Origin of the sequence: Pseudomonas cerasi (assembly GCF_900074915.1) — a bacterium.
In the GTDB taxonomy this organism is placed as follows: Bacteria; Pseudomonadota; Gammaproteobacteria; order Pseudomonadales; family Pseudomonadaceae; genus Aquipseudomonas; species Aquipseudomonas cerasi.
Genome location: NZ_LT222319.1, coordinates 3,351,103 through 3,370,777, shown reverse-complemented (window position 1 = coordinate 3,370,777; position 19,675 = coordinate 3,351,103). Strand labels below are relative to the sequence as shown.

Below are 19,675 nucleotides of genomic sequence, written 5' to 3'. Positions count from 1 at the left end.
TTGTTTGGACAGGGCTGAGGTCGTTATCTTAGGTTGCCTCAAGTGAAACAAAAGCCTCAGTATTGGCAACTATTGATTGCTTATATCGGACGAATTGTGGATCGGATCATAGCTGCACGGGTATTCATCGCCATTAACGAGAGGGGCAGCCTCATCGCCGCCGCCGAGGCGCTGGATATGTCTAGGGCCATGGTCACGCGTTATCTGGCGCAGATGGAAAGCTGGGCCGGAGCGCGACTGCTGCACCGGACTACGCGCAAGCTCGGCTTGACCGCCCCAGGGCAAGTGACCTTGTTGCGGTGTCAGCAACTGGTCGAGCTGGCCGACGCGGTGCCACTGGCAGCCGATACGCAAGTCGACGAGCCACGCGGCATGCTGCGTATCGCCTGTTCGCAGTCACTGGCCCAGGCCGTTCTGGCACCCGCGGTGACGGCTTACCTGCAACGCTATCCCGACACCTCGGCAGACCTGCTTATCGGTAACGAGGCCGTGGATCTGGTCAGCGAGCGAATCGATCTGGCGATCCGCATCACCAATCAGTTGGACCCCAATGTCATTGCCCGTCCGCTGGGGCAGTGCGCTTCGGTGGTGTGTGCTTCTCCGGCCTATCTCGCCGTGCACGGCACACCGTCCAGGCCGCAGGAACTGTCTGCTCACAACTGCCTGACCTATTCGTACTTCGGCAAAAGCCTGTGGGAGTTTACCCGCCAGCAGATGCCGCTCAGTGTGCCGGTCGGCGGCAACCTCAGTGCCAACGATTCAGTGGTGCTGCTGGAGGCCGCAGTGGCTGGCGCCGGTGTCAGCCTGCAACCGGTGCATTCGGCGGCGCCGCTGATGGCGAGCGGCAAGCTGATCGCCCTGATGCCGGAGTACCAGCCACGGGCTTTGGGGATACACGCGATCTACACCTCAAGGCACCATCAGTCGGCAACGCTGCGCACTTTTCTGGATTTTCTGACTGAATGGTTTGAGAGGGGTGGAGGTTAGATCTCCTGCTGTGGACAGGACTCAGAGCGTCCAGAACACGCGGAGCATGGGCACGATAGGAAGACACAGACGCCCATCGTTCCTCACGCTCCGCATAGGCAGGATCAGGTCTTGAACTTGCGCACCAGGCCGTCCAGCTCGCTTGACAGGATCTCCAGGCTTCTGGAATCCGCGCGGGCCGAGTCCGAGAGTTCGGCGATCAACTGGGCGTCGCCATGGATCTGGCTGATGTGCCGGTTGATGTCTTCGGCCACCTGATGCTGCTCCTCGGCAGCGGTTGCGATCTGGGTGTTCATGTCGCGAATCACATCCACTGACTCACGAATCTGCCCGAAGCTGCTGCGTGCCTGCCCGATCTTGGTCACCGATTGCTGCGATACGTCGAGGCTGGCATGCATCTGTTGCGCCACCGAGGCAGTGCGTTTGGCCAGGTTGCCCAGCAGGCTGTCGATTTCTGCGGTCGAGTCCGAGGTGCGTTTGGCCAGTGCGCGGACTTCGTCGGCTACGACGGCGAAGCCGCGCCCCTGTTCGCCTGCACGTGCTGCTTCGATGGCCGCGTTGAGGGCCAGCAGGTTGGTCTGCTCGGCGATCGAACGGATAGTATTGAGGATCGACTGAATGCCTGCGCTGTCCTTTTCCAGTTGCGTCATGTCCTTGGCCGAGCGGGTGAGTTCTTCGCTGAGCTGGTCGACGCTGCGCACCGCATCATCGATCTGCCGCTGACCTTCACGCGCCTGTTGCTGGCCGCTGTCGGCCGAGTCTGCGGCCTGGCTGCAGGAACGGGCGACTTCATTGGAGGTGGCGACCATTTCATGAAACGCCGTGGAGACCATGTCCACCGCTTCGCGCTGCCGGCCAGCAGCTTCGGCCATGTCGTTGGAGACACGTGTCGAGCTGTGTGAGGCTTCGAGAATCTTCCCGGCCGCCTGACCGATGTGCTGAATCAGGCTGCGGATCGCGGTCAGGAACTTGTTGAACCAGCCAGCCAACTGCGCAGTTTCATCCTTGCCGCGCACGGCGAGGTTCTGGGTCAGGTCGCCTTCACCGCCTGCAATACCTTCCAGGCCGCTGGACACGCTGTGAATCGGGCGCACGATGACCCGGGCAAAACTGGCCCCGACAATCGCAAAGACAACCGCCAGCACCACCGCGATGACGCCGATCAACCAGGTCAGGCGGGTGGCCGAGGCCATCACTTCGTCCTGTTTGATCAGGCCGATGAAGTTCCAGCCCAGTTGCTCGGACGAGTACACATTGGCCATGTAACGCTCGCCGTTGAGTGTCACCTCGACCAGACCACTGGCGGTTTTCGCCAAATCGCTGAAGCCGTCGCCCAGTTCTCCCAGTTTCTTGAAGTTATGCTCGGGCTGTTTGGGATCGACCAGCACGGTGCCGTTCTTTTCCATCAGCATCAGATAGCCGCTTTCGCCGAGCTTGATCTGCTTGACGATGTTGGTCAGTTGCTTGAGCGATACGTCGATATTGACCACGCCACCAGGGTTGCCCAGTTTATTGGGAATCGCCCGGATGGTACTGACCAGCACCGCGTCGTCGTTGGCCCAGTAATAGGCGTCGCTGCGCACGGTTTTGCCGGCATTGGCCATCGCCGTCTTGTACCACGGCCGCACACGCGGGTCGTAGTTGCTCATTTTCGGGTCTTCCGGCGTCATGATGTAGCTGCCGTTGATCAGACCATAAGAAACGTAGGAGTAGGCCGGGTGAGCCTTGGCGATATTGGCGAACAGCTCGGTCGCCTGCCTGTCATTCTCGGACTGCGGGGGAGGCGTGGCGCCCATGTAGTTGCGGAAATCATCGCTCGCCCCGGCGATCAGCGGGTGCGCCGCGATGTAATTGACGTTCTGCGTAATGCCGTCGAAAAACAGCTGCATGGCATTGTCGACCTGGCGAATCTCACGTGCGCTACCGTCCACGAAATCACTGGTCGCCTTGTCGCGCAGGTTCACGACCACGATGGCGGCGACGACTAATATGGGCAAGCACGCAATGACTGCGAACGCCCACGTCAATTTCTGTTTGATATTCATTTGAGCTCCGGGGGGCGTGTTACTGCCGCAAGTGTCGGGTGCTGCATGGATGCAGTCTGCGACCCGAGGCATTGAGCTGAGGGTCGCTCTTATGGTCTACCAAGAGGTCAACGACTTTTTGCCAGCATTCTTTAGGCGGCTTGACGGTAACAGACACTTGTTGTCGTTCATGAGCACGAAACGGCCTTTATTCACCGAAGCAGTAACCCGTTGTTCATGAGAGGCGCCCCCCAAACTCGGTCATGGCATCCAGCATCGCGTCCTTGAAGTAAGCCAGTGAAGCCCGATCGAAGAGGATCTGGAAACAGGGTTCAGCCTGCGCGCCGAGGTTGATGAAGATCACATTGATGCGCGCTGCCGAGGTCTGCGCCACCGAACCTGTCGCAAACGCTTCGGGGCGCAGATCCACGCCACACAGTTTGGCCATCACCTCGGCGATGCACGCGCCACTCAGTTGCAGCCAGGCATGGCTGTCTTCGCGAGGCAGCAGGTAATTGGCGCTGTGGTCGAGCTCCCAGCGAGCTTCTTCATCGGCGATGCGCTGCCCGTCATCGTGCGGGCTGCCCAGCAGCAGGTATTCGGTCTGTGAAAGGCGCGCGACGTGGCTGCCGTCCGCCTGTGTGACAGCGCGGTTCGGTGCCTCGGGCAGGTTGAAGCCGCTTGCCGTCAGGTAGTCAGCGCTTTGCGTACCGCGAAATCCCACGCGTGGCCGATCGGTCAGGTCTTGCAGCGTGCACAAGGCGCGCGCGTTGGCGCCGAGAGGACTGTTCTGGAGAAGGCTGGTCATGGGTCAGAGCTCCTGGCGCTGGTTTTCAGGGTCGAAGAAGGGCAGTTTCACGACGGTTGCCTGAACCACCACGCCATCTTCGACGCGGATCGGAATCTGCTGGCCGGGTGTGCTCTGGTCGAACGCGGCATAGGCCATGCCGATGATCATGCCCAGGGTCGAGGAGTACTCGCAGGACGTCACGTTGCCACTGATGTCCGGGCCCTTGAGCACCAGATGCCCCTCGAGCGGCAGCGGGCTGGCCTTGGGCAGGGTGAAGCCAACCAGTTTGCGCTTTTGCGGCTGGGCTTCGAGGATGTCCACCGAGCGGCGGCCGACGAAGAAAGGTTTGCTCCGGCTGACGGCCCAACCCATGTCGATTTCGGCCGGATGGGTCATGCCGTCGGTGTCCTGGCTGATGATGACGTGGCCTTTTTCCAGACGTAACAGACGTTGCGTCTCGACGCCGAACGGACGCATGTCGAAGACCTTGCCAGCCTCGACAAGTGCATCCCAGAGCCTGAGCGCGTGACGAGCGGGGACGTGGATCTCGTAGCCCAGTTCGCCGACGAAACCGACCCGTAGCAGCCGCGCCTTGATACCGGCAACAGTGCCCAGGCGCACGCCAAGATAAGGGAAACCTTCGGCAGACAGATCAAGGTCGGTACAGACCTGCTCCAGCACCTTGCGTGAATCCGGACCCGCCACGTTGACCGCGGCAATGGCCGCCGTGACGTTGGTGATGTCCACGTTCAGACGCCACTGGGCATTCCACTTGAGCATCTGCTGATAAATGCGATCCACGCCGCTGGTGGTGGCGGTAACGTAGAAATGCTGTTCGGCAAAGCGCGCGCAAACGCCGTCGTCGATGACCACACCTTGTTCGTTGGTCATCAGCGCATAACGCGAACGCCCGACCGGCTGTTTCAGAAAGGCGAAGGTATACATGCGGTTGAGCAGCTCGGCGGCATCGGGGCCGCGCACGTCCAGACCGCCGAGTGTCGACACGTCGATGATGCCGACCTTGTTACGCACGTGCAGCGCTTCCTGCTGCATGCAGGCATCGCGTTGCGAGGCTTTGCCATAGAACGCCGGACGCTGCCAGATCCCGGCCGGCATCATCTTCGCACCGGCCTGCACATGACGCTGGTGCATGGGCGTCTGCCGATACGGATCGAAGGCACGGCCCGCAACGTGTGCCAGTTTTTCTGCCTCGAAGGGCGGTCGGGCTGTGGTCACGCCGGTTTCACTGATACTGCGCTGTGTCGAAGCGGCCACCAGTCGCGCGGTCGGCAGTGCCGAATGACGACCCTGTGACGGGCCCATGCCTACCGTGGAATAGCGTTTCACCAACTGGATGTCGCGATAGCCGATGCGCGTGGCATTGACGATATCGCGTACCTGAAGGTCTTCGTCGAAATCGACAAAATCCTTGCCGTCAGGGTGCGGGAAGATCGGCCAGGCGAAGTTGACCTGCGCTTCGCTGCGCAGCGGAGCAGGGCTTTCAGCCGATGTCAGGCCCAGTGCCGTGACCACGCCGGCGGCAGCATGCGCAGCATCGGCCAGCACGTTGTCCAGCGCGTGGTAACCGTTGACCGAGCCTGCAATGCCAAGATTCTTCGGCAGGCTGCTGATGGCGAATTCGGCCTGCTGATCGTCATAGGCCATCTTGCCGCCGGCCTGACACAACAACTGGTAGACCGGCATGTAGCCGCCGGACATACACAGCAGGTCGCAGTCGACGCGCGAGCCGCTGTTCGCCACCTGACCCTGGCCAGTGATTTTGCGCAGCTCGGCACCGCTCACATGGCGCATGCCTTTCTCATGCAGCGCTTCATAGACCGTTGTGTTCATGTGGCAGACGATGCCGCGCTTCTCCAGCGCAAGCCGCAGCGTCCGGTCCGACGGGCTGCTGCGCATGTCGGCCACTGCGACCACATCGACGCCCTGATCGTGCAAGTCCAGTGCGGCGAGGTAACCGTCATCGTTGCCGGTCAGCACTACCGCGCGTTTGCCGGGCTTGACGGCGTACAACTTGATCAGGCGCTGTACGGCGCTGGTCAGCATGACGCCAGGGAGGTCGTTGTTACGGAAAATCACCGGCTGATCGAACGAGCCGCTGCATACCAGACAGTGTGTGGCGCGCACCTTGTACAAACGCTTGCCCTGAATCACCGGCAGGTAATTGTCGGTGAACCATGCGTTGCAGGTCGCTTGCTTGAGCACCTGGATATTGTCATGTGCTTCTACCGCAGCGACCAGTTCACGCCGCAGCTGTTCGGCACGCAGGCCGTCGACATCGAAGCGGGCATAGGCCAGCGAACCGCCGAGAATGGGCTGCTGTTCGATCAGCAACACCTTGGCGCCTGCATTGGCGGCGCTCAGTGCTGCCTGCAAGCCGGCAGGTCCCGCGCCGATCACCGCCAGATCCGTGAACAGGTAGGCCTTGTCGTAGTACTCGGGCTGGAACGCCAGGTCCAGCACGCCAAGGCCGGCCTTCTTGCGAATGATCGGCTCCCAGACTTTCCACATGCCCTTGGGCTTGTAGAACGAGCGGTAATAGAAACCCACCGGCATGAACTTCGAGAACTTGCCCAGGTACGCGTCCCGGTCGTTGTCCAGCGAGCCGTTGAAGTTCTGGCCGGTGGCCTGCAAGCCTTCCTGCAGGGCAACGGTGTCGGCCATTACGTTGGGCTCGTGAGGCAACTGGATCAGGCTGTTGGCGTCCTGCCCGGCCATGGTCAGGGGGCCGCGCGGGCGGTGGTACTTGAACGACCGCGAAAGCAGGAAGCGACCGTTGGCCAGCAGAGCACTGGCGATACTGTCGCCCAGCAGGCCCTGATAGGTTTTGCCATCGAAGCTGAACGTGAGCGGCCGGGTGCGATCGATCAGCAGGCCCATGGGCGCGGGCAGGCGGGCGGGGGTGGTCATCCTGCGATCTCCTTGGAGGCGAGGGGGGCGAAGTCGATACGTGCGGTAAACAGGTCGCGTGGGTCGAAGGTGCGGATGATCTCGTCGCTGCCGGTGTGGCGCTCGGCCAGGAACCAGTAGCTGGAGGGGTTGTGCATCCACCACTCGCACACCACGCCCAGTGTGTCTTCACTGTTGAACACGTAATCGGCCCACTCGCTGTCGCTGCAGGTTTGCGGATCGGGCATGTGTTTGAATTCCCCGCCGTAGGTGAACTCGCTGATGTTGCGCGGCCCGTTGAGCGGGCAGGTCATGATTTTCATGTGTCGCTCTCCGTCAGTGGCTGGCCGCTGTTGCGCCCATTTCGTTGACTTGCTGGAAGGTTGAGAAGCGTTCGAGCGCGAATGGCCTGATCAACTCGGGCACCTTGCCGCCGCTGGCCACCAGTTCTGCCATGGTCTTGCCGCAGATCGGCGTGGCCTTGAAGCCCCAGGTGCCCCAGCCCGCATCGAGGTAGTAGTTCCTGACGGGGGAAAGGCCCATGATCGGGCTGTAGTCCGGGGTCATGTCGGTGATCCCGGCCCATTGGCGCATCAGTTTGGCGTTGGCCAGAAACGGAAACATCTCGATGGCGTGGGCCAGCAGGCTTTCCTTGAGGTCCGGCGTCGAGCGGCTGTTGAACAACGGGTACGGATCAGAACCGCCGCCAAACACCACTTCGCCACGGCTGGTCTGCTGCACATAGCAGTGCAGGGCGGACGAACTCACCAGCGGGTCGAGAAAGGGTTTGAAAGGTTGAGTGACCATCGCCTGCAGCGGGAAGGTCTGGATCGGCGAGCGAATCCCGGCCTTCTTCATCATCTGCGAACTCATGCCCGCCACCGCCTGTACGGCGCAGCCGCACTGGATGGTGCCGCGATTGGTCTTCACCGCAGTGATGGTGCCGTTCTCGATCACCAGTTCCTGCACTTCGGTCAGTTGATGAATCTCCACACCGCGCTTGGCCGCCTGCTTGGCGTAGCCCCAGGCAACCGCGTCATGCCGGGCGGTGCCGCCGTCGATGTGCCACAGGCCGGCGAGCACCGGCAGATGACCGGGGTCCAGATTGAGGCTCGGCACCAGTTCGCGGATCTGCTGGCGGTCGATCATCTCGGTGCGGCCGCCGAAATGCTTGTTGACCTCGGCGCGCTGGCGGAACGAACGGACCGTGGCATCGGTATGCGCGAGGGTCAGTTGGCCGCGCTCGGAGTACATAATGTTGAAGTCGAACTCGTTGGACAGGCCCTGAAACATCTTCACCGACTCGGCATAGAACTTCACACCTTCGCTGGTCAGGTAATTGGAGCGGATCACCGCCGTGTTGCGCGCCGTGTTGCCGCCGCCCAGGTAACCTTTTTCCAGCACGGCGATATTGGTGATGCCGTGGTATTTCGACAGGTAGTAGGCGGTGGCCAGGCCATGCCCGCCGCCGCCGATGATCACCACGTCGTAGGAGGACTTCAGTTCCTTCGGCGCAGGCAGATCTACCTCGACCGGGTACTCCGAACTGAGCCCGTATTTCAACAGGTTGAAAGGCATACGGCCTCCGATTGGCTGCGTTGCGCGTGGGCCTGCTGCCGGGCAGCAGTAACGGTGTTTTTCATCAGAAAAGCGATGGTCATCGGTCCGACCCCGCCGGGAACGGGCGTGATCGCAGAGGCGACTTCGATGGCGCTGTCGAAGTCCACATCGCCCACCAGGCGGCTACGGCCGTGGTCGTCGATGCGGTTGATACCGACATCGATCACCACCGCGCCGCGCTTGAGCCAGCTGGTATCTATCAGGCGCGGGCGGCCAACCGCTGCCACGACGATGTCGGCCAACTGACACAAGGCCCTGGCATCATTACTGCGCGAATGCACCACCGTCACCGAGCAGTGCGCTTGCAGCAGCAGGGCGGCCATGGGTTTGCCGACGATGTTGGAACGACCGATTACCACCGCATGCTTGCCGCTCAGATCGCCGCAGGTTTCTTCGAGCAAGTGCAGGCAGCCGCTGGGGGTGCAGGGCGTCAATACGTTGCGCCCCTGGCTCAGACCACCGACGTTTTCACTGTGAAAGCCGTCTACGTCCTTGCCCGGATCGATAGCCTGCAGGACGCGGTTTTCTTCTATGTGAGCGGGTAAGGGCAGTTGCAGGAGAATGCCGTGTACCGTGTTGTCGGCATTCAAATCGGCAATCAGCGCCAGTAAGCGGGCCTGGCTGCTGTCGGCCGGCAGGCGGTGTTCCAGCGAGCGAATGCCGGCTTCCTCGGCACGCAGGATCTTGTTGCGTACGTAAACCTCACTGGCCGCGTCATTACCGACCAGAATGACCGCCAGTGCCGGTTCGATGCCTTCGACCTTCAAGGTGTTCACATCGTGTCTGACCTGTTGCAGAACGCGAGCGGCGGCGGCCTTGCCGTCGATGATGTGTGCGCTCATCGGAACACCACCGTTCGATCCGTGTTGAGAAACACGCGGTGCTCCAGGTGATATTTGACGGCCCGCGACAGCGCGATGGTTTCGTTATTGCGTCCCGCCGCGACCAGGTCGGCAGGCAGATAGACGTGATCGACGCGCTGCACTTCCTGCTCGATGATCGGACCTTCGTCCAGGTCACTGGTGACGTAGTGCGCGGTGGCACCGATCAGCTTCACACCGCGCTCGTAAGCCTGATGGTAGGGCTTGGCGCCTTTGAACCCCGGCAGAAACGAATGATGGATATTGATCGCCCGGCCAGCCAGTTGCTGGCACAGGTCGTCGGAGAGAATCTGCATGTAGCGCGCCAGTACTACTAGCTCGGTGCCGGTTTCATCGACCACCTTCATCAGTGCGGCTTCCTGCGCGGCCTTGGTTTCTCGGGTCACGGGCAGGTAGATGAAGCGAATCCCCTCACGTTCGGCCATCGGTCGCAGGTCAAGATGATTGGACACGATGGCGGTGATGGTCATGTCCATTTCGCCCTTGTGGTAGCGGTACAGCAGGTCGGTCAGGCAGTGATCGAACTTGCTGACCATCAGCAGCACACGCATCGGCCGGCGCGTGTCGTGTAGCTCCCACTGCATGGCAAAGTCGTTGGCAACGGCGTCGAAGCCGGCTTTCAACTGCTGGATGTCGCCCTCATGACCATCGTTGAAGCGAAACACTGCACGCATGAAAAAAGTGCCGCTGTACTCATCGTCGAACTGGGCCATTTCACCGATGTAGCAGCTGTTGCCAGCCAGGTAGGAAGTCACCGCCGCGACAATCCCGGAGGTCGCCGGGCAGCTGATCTTCAGGATGAAATGGTTCTTCTCGTGTTGCATGGCGTGTCCTCTGAAGGGTAGCGGCAGTTTGGCGCAGGGCGAAAAAGGTCAGGTGCAGAGGTTTTTCGTTGATGAATAAAATTCTCTACAGGAATTTAATATTCTTTAAGGCTGTTTTATAGGCGAAAGGAAATCCAGCGTCCAGAGGTTTCTGGAAACTTTGTTTACTAAAGGGAATATTGCAGGTTTCTTGTGGGGGGGCGGGGTCGCCGGATTTCACTGTAGTGGCAAGCTGCTATTCCGGCGGAGCGTTGCGCCCGCTGGAAATATTCACGGCCCGGTCAATGCGTGACGCCTATTTCATCCCGATCAGGCCCTTGGCCTGGCTACGGCTATCGGAGTCCATATTATTGGACGACATCGCGTTATTCAGCGCGCTCATGGCTTGGGACAACGCGGATTGCATGCTCCTGATGGTGGACGTCAAAAGCTCTCTCTGCCGTTTCTTCTCATCTTCCGACAGGGTCTTGTCGTTCAGCAGTTCCATCAATTCCTGGTTCTTTTCAGCGATCTTATCCTGAAGCTTGCGGATGTTTTTCAAGACTTCCTTGACGTCCTCAGGCAGGCCGGACCGATCGATGTCCGCGTTCCTTTCACTTTCGAGTTTTTCCTGACCTTCCTTCGAGATCTGAACCTTAACAGCGGCAGGTGTAACACTGGATACTGCGGAGCTTTCTGTCACCGAAGCTGGCGTTGAGCTCACGACTTGAATATTCATGATCGGAGGGGTGTCGAAAGGTGCGATTTTCATTGAGGTTCCGGTCCCGGAGGATTTGTGGAGTCTTGTTTAGTACGCCTATCGGCCCGCAACAGCGGGCCTTTAGATTGATGTATCTATTTTGTACAAAATTGTATATTCGCGCACGCATTCCATGGTCAGGCTCTTGAAAAGGTTCTGTACATCTCTAGTGGACAGGCTCTTGGGTTGAACCTGACTGCCTGACCAAGGCTTCGACCATGTTTGCTATGACTTGACCGAACTCGGCCACTCATTGACGCCGCAGCTGGAAATGCTGTCCGCACGGGCAAGCATTAACAGGCAGGCAATCGAGCAGGCACGCGCAAAGTGCGATCAGCAAGGTTCTCCGGCAACGTCGGCCGAAGATACCTTGCGTGGCTGAATAGAAGTTATTTGCTACTGCGCGTCATCAGTCGTGATGCGCTTCACCAACAAACGTCAGCGAGGTAAACAAGCCGCGTTCGGCGATGTCGGCGTTGTCCTTGACCGGCAGCGTGACTTCGGCGGCGATGATATTCAGCCCCTCGTTACGCACAATGACGCTGGCCAGACCTTGTGCATCGGTTTCGGCGCTGACGACATCCGGTGCACTGCGGTAATCGCCGATCAGTTTGATGCCGGCGGCGGGTTTGCCGTCGATCAGTACGCGCACCGGCAGTGGTTTGCCTGCGCCGACTTTCAAAGGGTCGGTCTGCGGCACGATCACGAAATTCAACTTGTTGAACGCTGGCAGGTGCGCGCCTTCGGCGTAAATGGCCACGCTGTATTTGAAGGTGTGGATGGAGTCGGTGCCATTGGGTACTTTGCTGCGACCTTCATTGACCCATCGCTTCTCGGCGTCGCGCGTCCACATGCCGTTATCCAGCGCAACGGTCATGACCGCAGGCGGCTTGAGCGGCACCAGACGCGCGTGGTCTTCAAGGCGTTGTACCGTCACCGGGATCATTTTGCCCTGCAGGTCGTAGGCCCACGCCCCGCTGACTTTCTGCGCCTTGAAAGCGTTGTCTTCGGCGCCATGACCGTAGACCACTTCGATATTGCCGCGACGCTGTTCGGTCCACAGACCGTGCGCATTGACGTGGCTGGCGAACAAAGCGCCGAGCAGGCCCAGGGCCAGGAAAGGTTTGTTTGAAAGCATGATGCGTCCTTGTTGTTGAGAGCGGGGTGTTGTGAATCGGGTGGTCATGGGCGTCAAAGGCTGAGGGTCAGGCTGACCGTGAAGTTGCGCGGTTCGCCAGGCGCGACCCAGTAGTTGCTGTAGGAGCGCTCGTAGTATTTTTCATCGAAAATGTTGTTCAGGTTCAGACCCACCGTGACGTTGTCGCTGGCTTTGTAATGCGCCAGCAGGTCTACGGTCTGGTAGGCCGGCAGCTCGAAGTCAGCGCCCGACTGTCCCGAGCGGTCGCCGACGTAGGTGTACGCCGCGCCGACGTCCGAGCCGCGCAACGCGCCTTCCTGGAACTCATAGACGCCCAGCAGGCTGCCGCTGTGTTTGGCGACACCGAGGATCCGACTGCCGGAGGGGATGGTCTGGTCGCCCTTGGTCACTTCGGCGTCAATGTAGGCGAAGGCACCGATGACCCGAATGGCTTCGCTGACCTGCCCGGTCAATTGCAGATCCAAGCCCTGGCTGCGAGCCTTGCCCACCGCACGATTGGTGTCGGTGCCCGGATCCAGCGCGAGAACGTTTTCTTTTTCGATATGAAAGGCGGCGAGGGTCGTGCTCAGGCGATCGTCGAACAGTTCGCTCTTGATCCCGACTTCATAGCCGACGCCTTCTTCCGGGTCGAAGGTTTTGCCGGCGGCATCCAGGCCATTGTTGGGCTTGAACGAGGTGGACGCGTTGGCGAACAGACCGACCTGCGGTGTGAGTTGATAAAGCAACCCGGCGCGGTGAGTGAAAGCGTCCTGGCGCTGCCCGGAGGTGGCGTTGGTGGTGAAGTCATCGACCTGCTGATCGAAGTGCTCGTAGCGTGCCCCGATCATGCCGCGCAGCTTGTCGGTAAAGACAATCTGATCCTGCAGGTTCAGCGCGCGGCTTTCGACATGCTCGTAAAAATCAGTACCGGAGCGTGCGCCGGCGGGTTTCGGTTGGCCGTAGACCGGGTTGTAGATGTCGATGGCGTAGGGGCTGCCGGCGATGGTCGTGACGCGCTCGTTCTTGCGATAGTTCTCGTACTCGGTGCCGATCAGCACTTCGTGCTCGACTCCCATACCATCGAAACGACCGCGTAATTCCAACTGGGTGATGCTGTCATGCCAGTTGTTGTCGCGCTCCCGATAACGGCGATTGACCGTGTGCCCGTCGGCATTCAACGGGCGCGCCTCGCTGGCAAAACCCGACATCTCGCCCTGTTTGTAATGGCTGGCCAGACGCAGTGACCAGATATCGTTGAGCTGGTGGTCCAACGCGAACTGGACCATGTTGTTGTCGTTATCGATGTCATCGTCCGGCTCACCGAGGAAGGTCGAGCGAGACACGCCGCTCCAGGTGTTGTTGGGGGCGACCACGCCCCGGTCGAAAGTCGATGTGTGGCGCACGAATTCGGTTTCCACCAGCAGGCGGGTGTCTGGGTTCAGCTGCCAACTGAAGGACGGGGCGACAAACACCCGTTTGCTTTCTACATGGTCACGAAAGCTGTTGTTGTCTTCGACGGCCAGATTGACCCGCGAGAGCAGATTGCCTTCTTCATCCAGCGGGGTGTTGACGTCCAGTGCGGTGCGATAGCGATCCCAACTGCCTGCGCTGGTCTGCAAGGTGGTAAAGGCTTCACGCTGGGGTTTCTTTGTGACGAAATTGACCGTGCCGCCCGGATCGCCACGCCCGTACAGGCTGGCGGCGGGGCCTTTCAGCACTTCGATACGCTCGATATTTGCGGCATCCGGCGTGGCAGGGTAGCCGCGGTTGGCGCTGAAGCCGTCCTTGTAAAATTCGGAAGTGGTAAAGCCCCGGATGCTGTACTCGTAAAGCGTCAGACCGCCGAAGTTGTTCTGCTTCGACACGCCGCCGGCAAAATCCAGCGCACGCTCGACGCTGTTGCTGCCAAGGTCCTTGAGCACCGAGGCAGGTACCACGCTGATCGACTGCGGGATATCCGCGATGGCGGTATCGGTTTTGGTGGCCGTGGCCGAACGGGTAGCGCGATAGCCCTGGACCGGGGTGGTCGCCGTCTCGTACTGATAGTCGGACGTGACGTTGACGCTTTCCAGTTCTATGGTCTGCGGGCTTTCCTCCGCGTAACCCGTATTGCCCAAAACGCCGATTGCCAAGCCTGCCAGAGACGCGATTCTACGAGACGACATGTGAGACTTCCTGATAGTAATAGATACAATATAACATCTCTGTTGAGAATTATTGTTGTTTGTTGCTGGGCATGTAACATCGGGCTGATCAGTAGGGGGGCGATCCTTGCAACTCAGCGCTCAGGTGGGGGACTACGTCGTACAACTTCGCTGGGCCTTGAAAATGTAATATGCGTCAACCCGGCTATTGAGGTCGGCGAACCTCTCGCCTGTGATTCCTGTGTGCTCTGGAGAGCCAATGACGTTTCCAATACTCGCCGCGACCCAATTCTGCTCTGCACGGGGAGCTATCGAGCACAACCTCTCCGGGCACCTGGCGTTCATGCAACGGGCAGCTGAACAGGGCGCCACTTACCTGCTGTTTCCAGAGTTGTCACTCACAGGCTACGAACCGGATCTGGCTCGCGAACTCACCCTGCCTGCCGACGATGTGCGTCTGGCGCCGCTCGCGGCACTGGCGGTGAAGTTGCGATTGACGACCACCCTTGGCGTGCCGCTCAAGGGGCCGGACGATAGCGTCCTGATTGGCGCATTGACCTTCACCGCTGCGGGCGATGTCATCGCCTATGCCAAGCAATACCTGCATCCCGGTGAAGACGCAGTGTTTAGCGCAGGCAATGCGGACTGCTATCTGCCACTTGGTCAGCAGCGGATCGGTCTGTGCGTGTGTGCAGACTTTGCACACGCCGAGCATGCGCGCCGCCTGGCGCAAGGCGGAGCCTGGGTGTACGCAGCCAGTGTGCTGATCTCGCCGGGAGGCTATGAATACGACGCCGGACTGCTTTCGGGGCATGCCCGCCGCCACTCGCTGCCGGTGTTGATGGCCAATCATGGAGGGCCGACTGGCGGTTGGCAGTCGGCCGGGCGCAGTGGTCTGTGGGACGAGGAAGGGCGTTGGGTCGGCGGGATGGAAGGTGAAGGAGGTGGTCTGGTAGTCGCGACCCGCCAGCGCGAGGGCTGGCAGGTCAGGGCGGTTACGCTGGAGTAAGACGTTTCACGCGCCCACGGCAGTGTCCGGCTTGAGCCCGGGTTCGTCATGCGAGCGCGAAAGGGTCTCTGGCACGGCCAGCCACAACAGGCAGAACGCTACCGCTGCCACACCGGCAAGGGTCAGAAAGGCCGCGCTGTAACCTGCCGCATGCACGACAAAACCCGCCAGGCTATTGCTCAGCGCTGCACCCAGCCCGAACAGCGTGGACAGCGCACCCAGACTCACGTTGAAACGCCCGCTGCCTTGAGTGAGGTCCTTGACCATCAATGGGAACAGGGCACCGAACAGGCCCGCACCGATGCCGTCGAGCATCTGCACCGCTACCAGCCAATAGGGATCATCGGAGAGGGTGTAAAGCACACCGCGAATCGGCAAAAACAGAAAACCGGCCAGCAGCAGCGGCTTGCGCCCCCAGACATCCGCTTTCATACCTACCAGCAGCGCGGCTGGCACCATCACCAGTTGGGCCGCGACGATGCACGCTGAAGTGAGCGGTGTCGCCATTTGCATGTTGATCTGTGACAGCTTCTGACTCACCAGCGGCAGCATCGCTGCGTTGGCCAGATGAAACAGGGCGCAGCAGATACCAAACATCAGCAGCGGCTTGTTGCTCAACAGTGCAGAAAGCCCCGACGGCTGATGACCACTGACGTCGTGACTGGCGTCGAAGCCCCGAGCCACGTCGTGATCGATGGCGTCTGCGGAAACGAAGCTGACCGCGACAATACTCGCCAGCGCCATTGCGGCCATCAGGTAAAACACCGCAATAGGGCCGAATAGATAGGCGAAGCCGCCAGCCAGAAGGGCTGCGCAGGCGTTACCAGCGTGGTTGAACGTTTCGTTGCGTCCGGTACGGCGGGTAAACGCTTTTGGCCCGGTGATGCCCAGCGAAATGGCCGCGATGGCCGGTGCAAATACCGAGGCCGCAATGCTGCTCAACGCCTGGGTCAGGGCGACAATGGAAAAGGACGAGGTAAACGGCAGAATCACGCAACTCAGCGTCACCAACAAGGCCGCCACACCAATCATGGCGCGCTTGTAGGGCGTACGGTCGATCAGCGCCCCGGCAGGTGTCTGGGTCAGCAGCCCGGCAATGCCGGCGATGGTCATCACCACACCGATGCTGGCCGGGTCCCATTTATGCACCGCCAGCAGGTAGATCGCCAGATACGGGCCCAGGCCATCGCGCACATCGGCAAGGAAGAAATTCAGGCTGTCCAGTGAAAGGGTGTTGCGGCGATCTGCATGACTGACCAAGAGTGAAGTTCCTGTAATTCGTCCGACTCCAGGCAACCGAGTCACGGGTAATACTGACCCGGGCCGTTTTAAAGAAGTTTCCGCACCGAAGATGAAATTTAGGCTTCAAATGCTCTTTTTCTGCAGGCTTTTCAGTCGCTGGGTCGCGCGTTGCACGGCAGCCATTTTTTCTGGCCGCTTCATGCGCTTCCACTTGCGGATATCGTCCTTGGTACGCCCGCAGCTCACACACAGATCGCCGCTGAGCTGGCATAAGGAAATGCACGGGTTTTCGATGTCCTTGGCCATGTTCAACCTCGTCTGGCGTATTTGCGTTTGATGCGCTGCTGCCAGTCGCCCGCGTTCTCGCGCAGGCACTGCTCTTCGCAGTCGACATGCACATGAGCCGCTGGATTCGACAGGCTGACCTGTGCATCGTCAAGCGCCTCTACCGTAAGACCGATCATCCGCTCGCCCAACCCGCGCTCCAGTGCAGCGTTCTTGTCAGCCAGCGTGTCAAAGATGGTTTTTCATAAAGGTGTGTTTGGCGCATTATTTGTAGGTGTCAACACTTGATATGCTAATGGCGCTGTTAATGATTCAGTGTTGAGTTGCAAGCTTTGCGAGAATTTCTCTTGAATTCTCTTGGGTGAGTTATAGGAAAAAAGTTTTCAGCCTAAAAAATCAGTTACTATAAGTCTTTTGTTAAATGTACACAGGGAGTGGTGCTATGGCGTTTGATACTTATATGCAGATCGAAGGTATTCCTGGCGAATCTCTTGACGCTGTATTTAAAGATTGGATAGAGCTTTCGGATTTTGATGTTGGTGCAAGCCAGTCAGCGTCGGCGACGACAACAAGCGCTGGCGGGGCAAGCAGCGGGCGAGCCAGTATGAGCGATTTCTTTTTCCGTAAAGCTGTTGATAAATCTACCCCCAAGCTCCATGAGGCTTGCTGCAGTGGTAAGCATTTCAAAGAGGTCACTATCGCTGTAAATCGTGCAGGTACGGAAAAAATAAAATATCTAGAGATAAAGCTTGAAGAGGTAATAATTTCTTCGGTATCTCTGAATGGTAATGGCTCGATTGAAAGTGGTTTTCCAACTGAAACAGTGCGCCTTAATTATGGGCGTATAAAAATGCTCTATACCAAGCAGAAGCGATCCGATGGTCAAGGCGGCGGACAAGTAGCGGGTGGTTGGGATGGTATAAAAAATAGAGTCTACGCCTAGTTTTGCCAAAGAAGGGTGTTACATGTCGGAAAATACCAATAATCCTAATGTTGCATATTGCAGCTTTTCATTAAATAGTGAATCCGTGAGCACCTTACGTTGTGGCCAAGCTAGCTATGAAGCGTTCTCGGGTATGGGGGCTCCATTTGTTAACAATCCTCAATATCAGTCTGTTCAGGGGAAAGGTGCAATTCCAACTGGGCGATATTTTATTGTTGATCGGCAAAGTGGGGGCAGGTTCGGTCGGGTTAGAGAGCCGTTACAAGACTTTTTGGCTGGCACAGACAGAGGAGAGTGGTTTGGTCTCTACAGAGATGACGGGGAAGTTGATGATCAGACAACTGTTGATAATATACGGCGTGGCGCGTTTAGGCTCCACCCCGTCGGGCCGCGTGGTGTAAGCGAAGGCTGCGTTACTCTTAACTCTCAGATTGGTTTCGATGAGCTTAAGAAGTATCTTCGCAGCCAGAGGGGGGCGGTTATTGACGGAACAAATCTCAAGTACTATGGGATAATAGATGTGGTCGATGCTGGCGATAAGAATTCCAAATGAAGAAGAGAATAAAACTCATCGTAATGGGTATTTTGGTTTTGCTACTGGCTACGCTGCTCACTAAGTGGGTTGTCGCTTTAGGCTTTATTGGCTGGCTTCTTGGAACTGAAACAGGCCTCGATATGTATGCTTCAGCAGTGAGTGCGCTAGGCATAATCGGTGGCGAGGATGGAGAGTTCCTGATTCTTGCCTTAATGGTATTCGTAATGCTGGTTCCATCGGCGTTTCTTGTATGCGCTGCAGCTAAAAGGCTTCATACGTTCAGAGCAGAACGGCAGTCAGCAGCTAATAAGAGAACTGGCAGATAATACGCAGTGCTGCCTGATCTCACACGGCCATCATTCAAGCCATGCAGCGTTATCTTGTAGGATGACGTTCGGCCGCAAGGCCGGCGCCATTCCAAAAATAACAAGGAGACGCATGATGGATTTCTCAACCTCAAGCCCCGCTCTGGAGCCAAGCCGTCGGAGCTTTCTGAAAAAATCGCTGGCCGTTTCAGCAACCGTTGCCGCCATCGGCGCATTGCCGCGTCTTTCCAGCGCTCAGCCGCTGACCCAGCGCTATCCCGACCCGTTGGTCCGTGTGCTGGATGACAGCTTTACTGACATACGAATATTCAATGCCAGCGTCGAGAAGCTGGCCAGCGGCATGCGCTGGTCCGAAGGGCCGGTGTGGATCGGAGACGGTCGCTACTTGCTGGTCAGCGATATCGCCAACAATCGCATCATGCGCTGGGACGAGGTAACGGGTGAGCTGTCGGTGTACCGCGAGCACTCGAACTTTTCCAATGGCATGTGCCGCGACCGTCAGGGCCGGTTGCTGGTTTGTGAGGGGTCGAGCACCACCACCGAAGGGCGGCGGGTGACGCGTACCGAGTACAACGGGCGTATCACCGTGCTGGCCGACAGCTTCGAGGGCAAACCTTTCAATTCGCCTAACGACATCGCCTGCAAACGTGATGGGTCTATCTGGTTCACCGACCCTACCTTTCAGGCCGAAAGCAATTATGAAGGTCAAAAGGTCAAGCAGGAGCAACCCTTCGGCGTCTATCGCATAGACCCCTCGAACGGCAAGGTCTCCAGGGTTATCGATGATCTGGCCGGTCCGAATGGTCTGTGCTTTTCGCCGGACGAGAAAACCTTGTATGTGGTCGAAGGGCGGGCCAAACCCAATGGCCTTATCTGGGCTATAGCGGTCAAGGAAGATGGCACGCTGGGCGAACGGCGCAAGCACATCGAAGGTCTGGACTACGCGGCCATCGACGGCATCAAGTGCGACGAAAGCGGCAATCTGTGGTGCGGCTGGGGCGGCAATGGTGACCCCAAGGCGGATATGGAGAAACTCGACGGCGTGCGCGTGTTCAACCCTCAAGGCAAGGCCATCGGCCACATCAGCCTGCCCGAACGCTGCGCCAACATCTGCTTCGGCGGGCGAGAGGGTAATCGGCTGTTCATGGCCAGCAGCCATTCGCTTTATTCGGTGTTCGTCAACGCGCGCGGTGCCACGTTTGCCTGACGGCGTGTGACCCGATGACGGCGCATGGCATGACGCGTCGTCAATCGGGTCGAACCCCTCGGGCTGTGCCCGGT

General features: G+C 58.9%; 18 protein-coding genes and 2 pseudogenes. 6 read left to right on the top strand and 14 right to left on the bottom strand.

What is annotated here, in order from left to right:
• The first annotated feature begins 96 nt into the window (after window positions 1-96).
• On the top strand, window positions 97-987 hold the full coding sequence (locus tag PCPL58_RS17475; protein ID WP_065350034.1) for a LysR family transcriptional regulator: 891 nt from the start codon (window positions 97-99) through the stop codon (window positions 985-987).
• A 104-nt stretch (window positions 988-1,091) separates the two neighbouring features.
• Here the strand turns inward: PCPL58_RS17475 and PCPL58_RS32745 are convergent, their stop codons facing one another.
• From PCPL58_RS32745 to PCPL58_RS17425, 11 genes and pseudogenes are all read right to left on the bottom strand, one after another.
• Window positions 1,092-1,820, bottom strand: coding sequence for a methyl-accepting chemotaxis protein (locus PCPL58_RS32745; protein WP_371124464.1), 729 nt, complete (start codon window positions 1,818-1,820; stop codon window positions 1,092-1,094).
• A gap of 129 nt (window positions 1,821-1,949) precedes the next feature.
• Window positions 1,950-2,876: pseudogene (locus PCPL58_RS32740) on the bottom strand (HAMP domain-containing protein); the annotation flags it as partial.
• A 370-nt stretch (window positions 2,877-3,246) separates the two neighbouring features.
• Window positions 3,247-3,819 (bottom strand): sarcosine oxidase subunit gamma, encoded by a 573-nt coding sequence (locus PCPL58_RS17465; protein ID WP_065350032.1) that lies wholly within the window; start codon window positions 3,817-3,819, stop codon window positions 3,247-3,249.
• 3 nt (window positions 3,820-3,822) lie between these two features.
• The gene (locus PCPL58_RS17460; protein WP_065350031.1) at window positions 3,823-6,729 is read right to left on the bottom strand and encodes a 2Fe-2S iron-sulfur cluster-binding protein; all 2,907 of its coding nucleotides are present in this window, start codon (window positions 6,727-6,729) and stop codon (window positions 3,823-3,825) included.
• Window positions 6,726-7,031, bottom strand: coding sequence for a sarcosine oxidase subunit delta (locus tag PCPL58_RS17455; protein ID WP_003367099.1), 306 nt, complete (start codon window positions 7,029-7,031; stop codon window positions 6,726-6,728). The genes PCPL58_RS17460 and PCPL58_RS17455 overlap by 4 nt, the downstream gene beginning before the upstream one ends.
• Window positions 7,032-7,044: 13 nt before the next feature.
• On the bottom strand, window positions 7,045-8,286 hold the full coding sequence (locus tag PCPL58_RS17450) for an FAD-dependent oxidoreductase (protein ID WP_065350030.1): 1,242 nt from the start codon (window positions 8,284-8,286) through the stop codon (window positions 7,045-7,047).
• Window positions 8,268-9,170, bottom strand: coding sequence for a bifunctional methylenetetrahydrofolate dehydrogenase/methenyltetrahydrofolate cyclohydrolase FolD (gene folD / locus PCPL58_RS17445; RefSeq protein ID WP_065350029.1), 903 nt, complete (start codon window positions 9,168-9,170; stop codon window positions 8,268-8,270). The genes PCPL58_RS17450 and folD overlap by 19 nt, the downstream gene beginning before the upstream one ends.
• A complete protein-coding gene (purU, locus tag PCPL58_RS17440) occupies window positions 9,167-10,033 on the bottom strand; it encodes a formyltetrahydrofolate deformylase (RefSeq protein ID WP_003346974.1) in 867 nt (288 codons plus the stop codon). Before purU ends, folD begins: the two co-directional genes overlap by 4 nt.
• A 295-nt stretch (window positions 10,034-10,328) precedes the next feature.
• On the bottom strand, window positions 10,329-10,784 hold the full coding sequence (locus PCPL58_RS17435) for a hypothetical protein (protein ID WP_024663487.1): 456 nt from the start codon (window positions 10,782-10,784) through the stop codon (window positions 10,329-10,331).
• A gap of 397 nt (window positions 10,785-11,181) precedes the next feature.
• Complete coding sequence (locus PCPL58_RS17430; RefSeq protein ID WP_065350028.1) at window positions 11,182-11,910, bottom strand: DUF4198 domain-containing protein; 729 nt, start codon at window positions 11,908-11,910, stop codon at window positions 11,182-11,184.
• 53 nt (window positions 11,911-11,963) lie between these two features.
• On the bottom strand, window positions 11,964-14,075 hold the full coding sequence (locus PCPL58_RS17425) for a TonB-dependent siderophore receptor (protein WP_065350027.1): 2,112 nt from the start codon (window positions 14,073-14,075) through the stop codon (window positions 11,964-11,966).
• A gap of 238 nt (window positions 14,076-14,313) precedes the next feature.
• Between PCPL58_RS17425 and PCPL58_RS17420 the strand changes: the two genes are divergently transcribed.
• On the top strand, window positions 14,314-15,063 hold the full coding sequence (locus tag PCPL58_RS17420; protein WP_065350026.1) for a carbon-nitrogen hydrolase family protein: 750 nt from the start codon (window positions 14,314-14,316) through the stop codon (window positions 15,061-15,063).
• 6 nt (window positions 15,064-15,069) lie between these two features.
• On the opposite strand, the gene PCPL58_RS17415 is transcribed toward PCPL58_RS17420, so the two are convergent.
• The 3 genes and pseudogenes from PCPL58_RS17415 to PCPL58_RS17405 form a co-directional block, all read right to left on the bottom strand.
• Window positions 15,070-16,323 carry an MFS transporter gene (locus tag PCPL58_RS17415; protein ID WP_065350025.1) on the bottom strand — a complete coding sequence of 418 codons (1,254 nt, stop codon included), beginning with the start codon at window positions 16,321-16,323 and terminating at the stop codon, window positions 15,070-15,072.
• 105 nt (window positions 16,324-16,428) lie between these two features.
• A complete protein-coding gene (locus PCPL58_RS17410) occupies window positions 16,429-16,611 on the bottom strand; it encodes a DUF1289 domain-containing protein (protein ID WP_065350024.1) in 183 nt (60 codons plus the stop codon).
• A 2-nt stretch (window positions 16,612-16,613) separates the two neighbouring features.
• A pseudogene (locus tag PCPL58_RS17405) lies at window positions 16,614-16,826 on the bottom strand (hypothetical protein); the annotation flags it as partial.
• Between the two features lie 206 nt (window positions 16,827-17,032).
• Between PCPL58_RS17405 and PCPL58_RS17400 the strand changes: the two are divergent.
• From PCPL58_RS17400 to PCPL58_RS17385, 4 genes are all read left to right on the top strand, one after another.
• Window positions 17,033-17,533: an Hcp family type VI secretion system effector gene (locus PCPL58_RS17400; protein ID WP_065350023.1), complete on the top strand. Its 501-nt coding sequence runs from the start codon at window positions 17,033-17,035 to the stop codon at window positions 17,531-17,533.
• Window positions 17,534-17,555: 22 nt separating this feature from the next.
• Complete coding sequence (locus PCPL58_RS29690; protein WP_083188414.1) at window positions 17,556-18,086, top strand: DUF2778 domain-containing protein; 531 nt, start codon at window positions 17,556-17,558, stop codon at window positions 18,084-18,086.
• Entirely contained in the window at window positions 18,083-18,394 is a 312-nt protein-coding gene (locus PCPL58_RS17390) for a hypothetical protein (RefSeq protein WP_065350022.1), read from the top strand. The genes PCPL58_RS29690 and PCPL58_RS17390 overlap by 4 nt, the downstream gene beginning before the upstream one ends.
• A gap of 115 nt (window positions 18,395-18,509) precedes the next feature.
• A complete protein-coding gene (locus PCPL58_RS17385) occupies window positions 18,510-19,601 on the top strand; it encodes an SMP-30/gluconolactonase/LRE family protein (protein WP_065350021.1) in 1,092 nt (363 codons plus the stop codon).
• The last annotated feature ends 74 nt before the right edge of the window (window positions 19,602-19,675 follow it).

Bases quoted from the DNA above. Each gene is read 5' to 3' on its own strand.
- PCPL58_RS32745 (WP_371124464.1), bottom strand. From the start codon at position 1,820: ATGGTCTCCACGGCGTTTCATGAAATGGTCGCCACCTCCAATGAAGTC.
- PCPL58_RS17465 (WP_065350032.1), bottom strand. From the start codon at position 3,819: ATGACCAGCCTTCTCCAGAACAGTCCTCTCGGCGCCAACGCGCGCGCC.
- PCPL58_RS17460 (WP_065350031.1), bottom strand. From the start codon at position 6,729: ATGACCACCCCCGCCCGCCTGCCCGCGCCCATGGGCCTGCTGATCGAT.
- PCPL58_RS17455 (WP_003367099.1), bottom strand. From the start codon at position 7,031: ATGAAAATCATGACCTGCCCGCTCAACGGGCCGCGCAACATCAGCGAG.
- PCPL58_RS17450 (WP_065350030.1), bottom strand. From the start codon at position 8,286: ATGCCTTTCAACCTGTTGAAATACGGGCTCAGTTCGGAGTACCCGGTC.
- folD (WP_065350029.1), bottom strand. From the start codon at position 9,170: ATGAGCGCACACATCATCGACGGCAAGGCCGCCGCCGCTCGCGTTCTG.
- purU (WP_003346974.1), bottom strand. From the start codon at position 10,033: ATGCAACACGAGAAGAACCATTTCATCCTGAAGATCAGCTGCCCGGCG.
- PCPL58_RS17435 (WP_024663487.1), bottom strand. From the start codon at position 10,784: ATGAAAATCGCACCTTTCGACACCCCTCCGATCATGAATATTCAAGTC.
- PCPL58_RS17430 (WP_065350028.1), bottom strand. From the start codon at position 11,910: ATGCTTTCAAACAAACCTTTCCTGGCCCTGGGCCTGCTCGGCGCTTTG.
- PCPL58_RS17425 (WP_065350027.1), bottom strand. From the start codon at position 14,075: ATGTCGTCTCGTAGAATCGCGTCTCTGGCAGGCTTGGCAATCGGCGTT.
- PCPL58_RS17420 (WP_065350026.1), top strand. From the start codon at position 14,314: ATGACGTTTCCAATACTCGCCGCGACCCAATTCTGCTCTGCACGGGGA.
- PCPL58_RS17410 (WP_065350024.1), bottom strand. From the start codon at position 16,611: ATGGCCAAGGACATCGAAAACCCGTGCATTTCCTTATGCCAGCTCAGC.
- PCPL58_RS17400 (WP_065350023.1), top strand. From the start codon at position 17,033: ATGGCGTTTGATACTTATATGCAGATCGAAGGTATTCCTGGCGAATCT.
- PCPL58_RS29690 (WP_083188414.1), top strand. From the start codon at position 17,556: ATGTCGGAAAATACCAATAATCCTAATGTTGCATATTGCAGCTTTTCA.
- PCPL58_RS17390 (WP_065350022.1), top strand. From the start codon at position 18,083: ATGAAGAAGAGAATAAAACTCATCGTAATGGGTATTTTGGTTTTGCTA.
- PCPL58_RS17385 (WP_065350021.1), top strand. From the start codon at position 18,510: ATGGATTTCTCAACCTCAAGCCCCGCTCTGGAGCCAAGCCGTCGGAGC.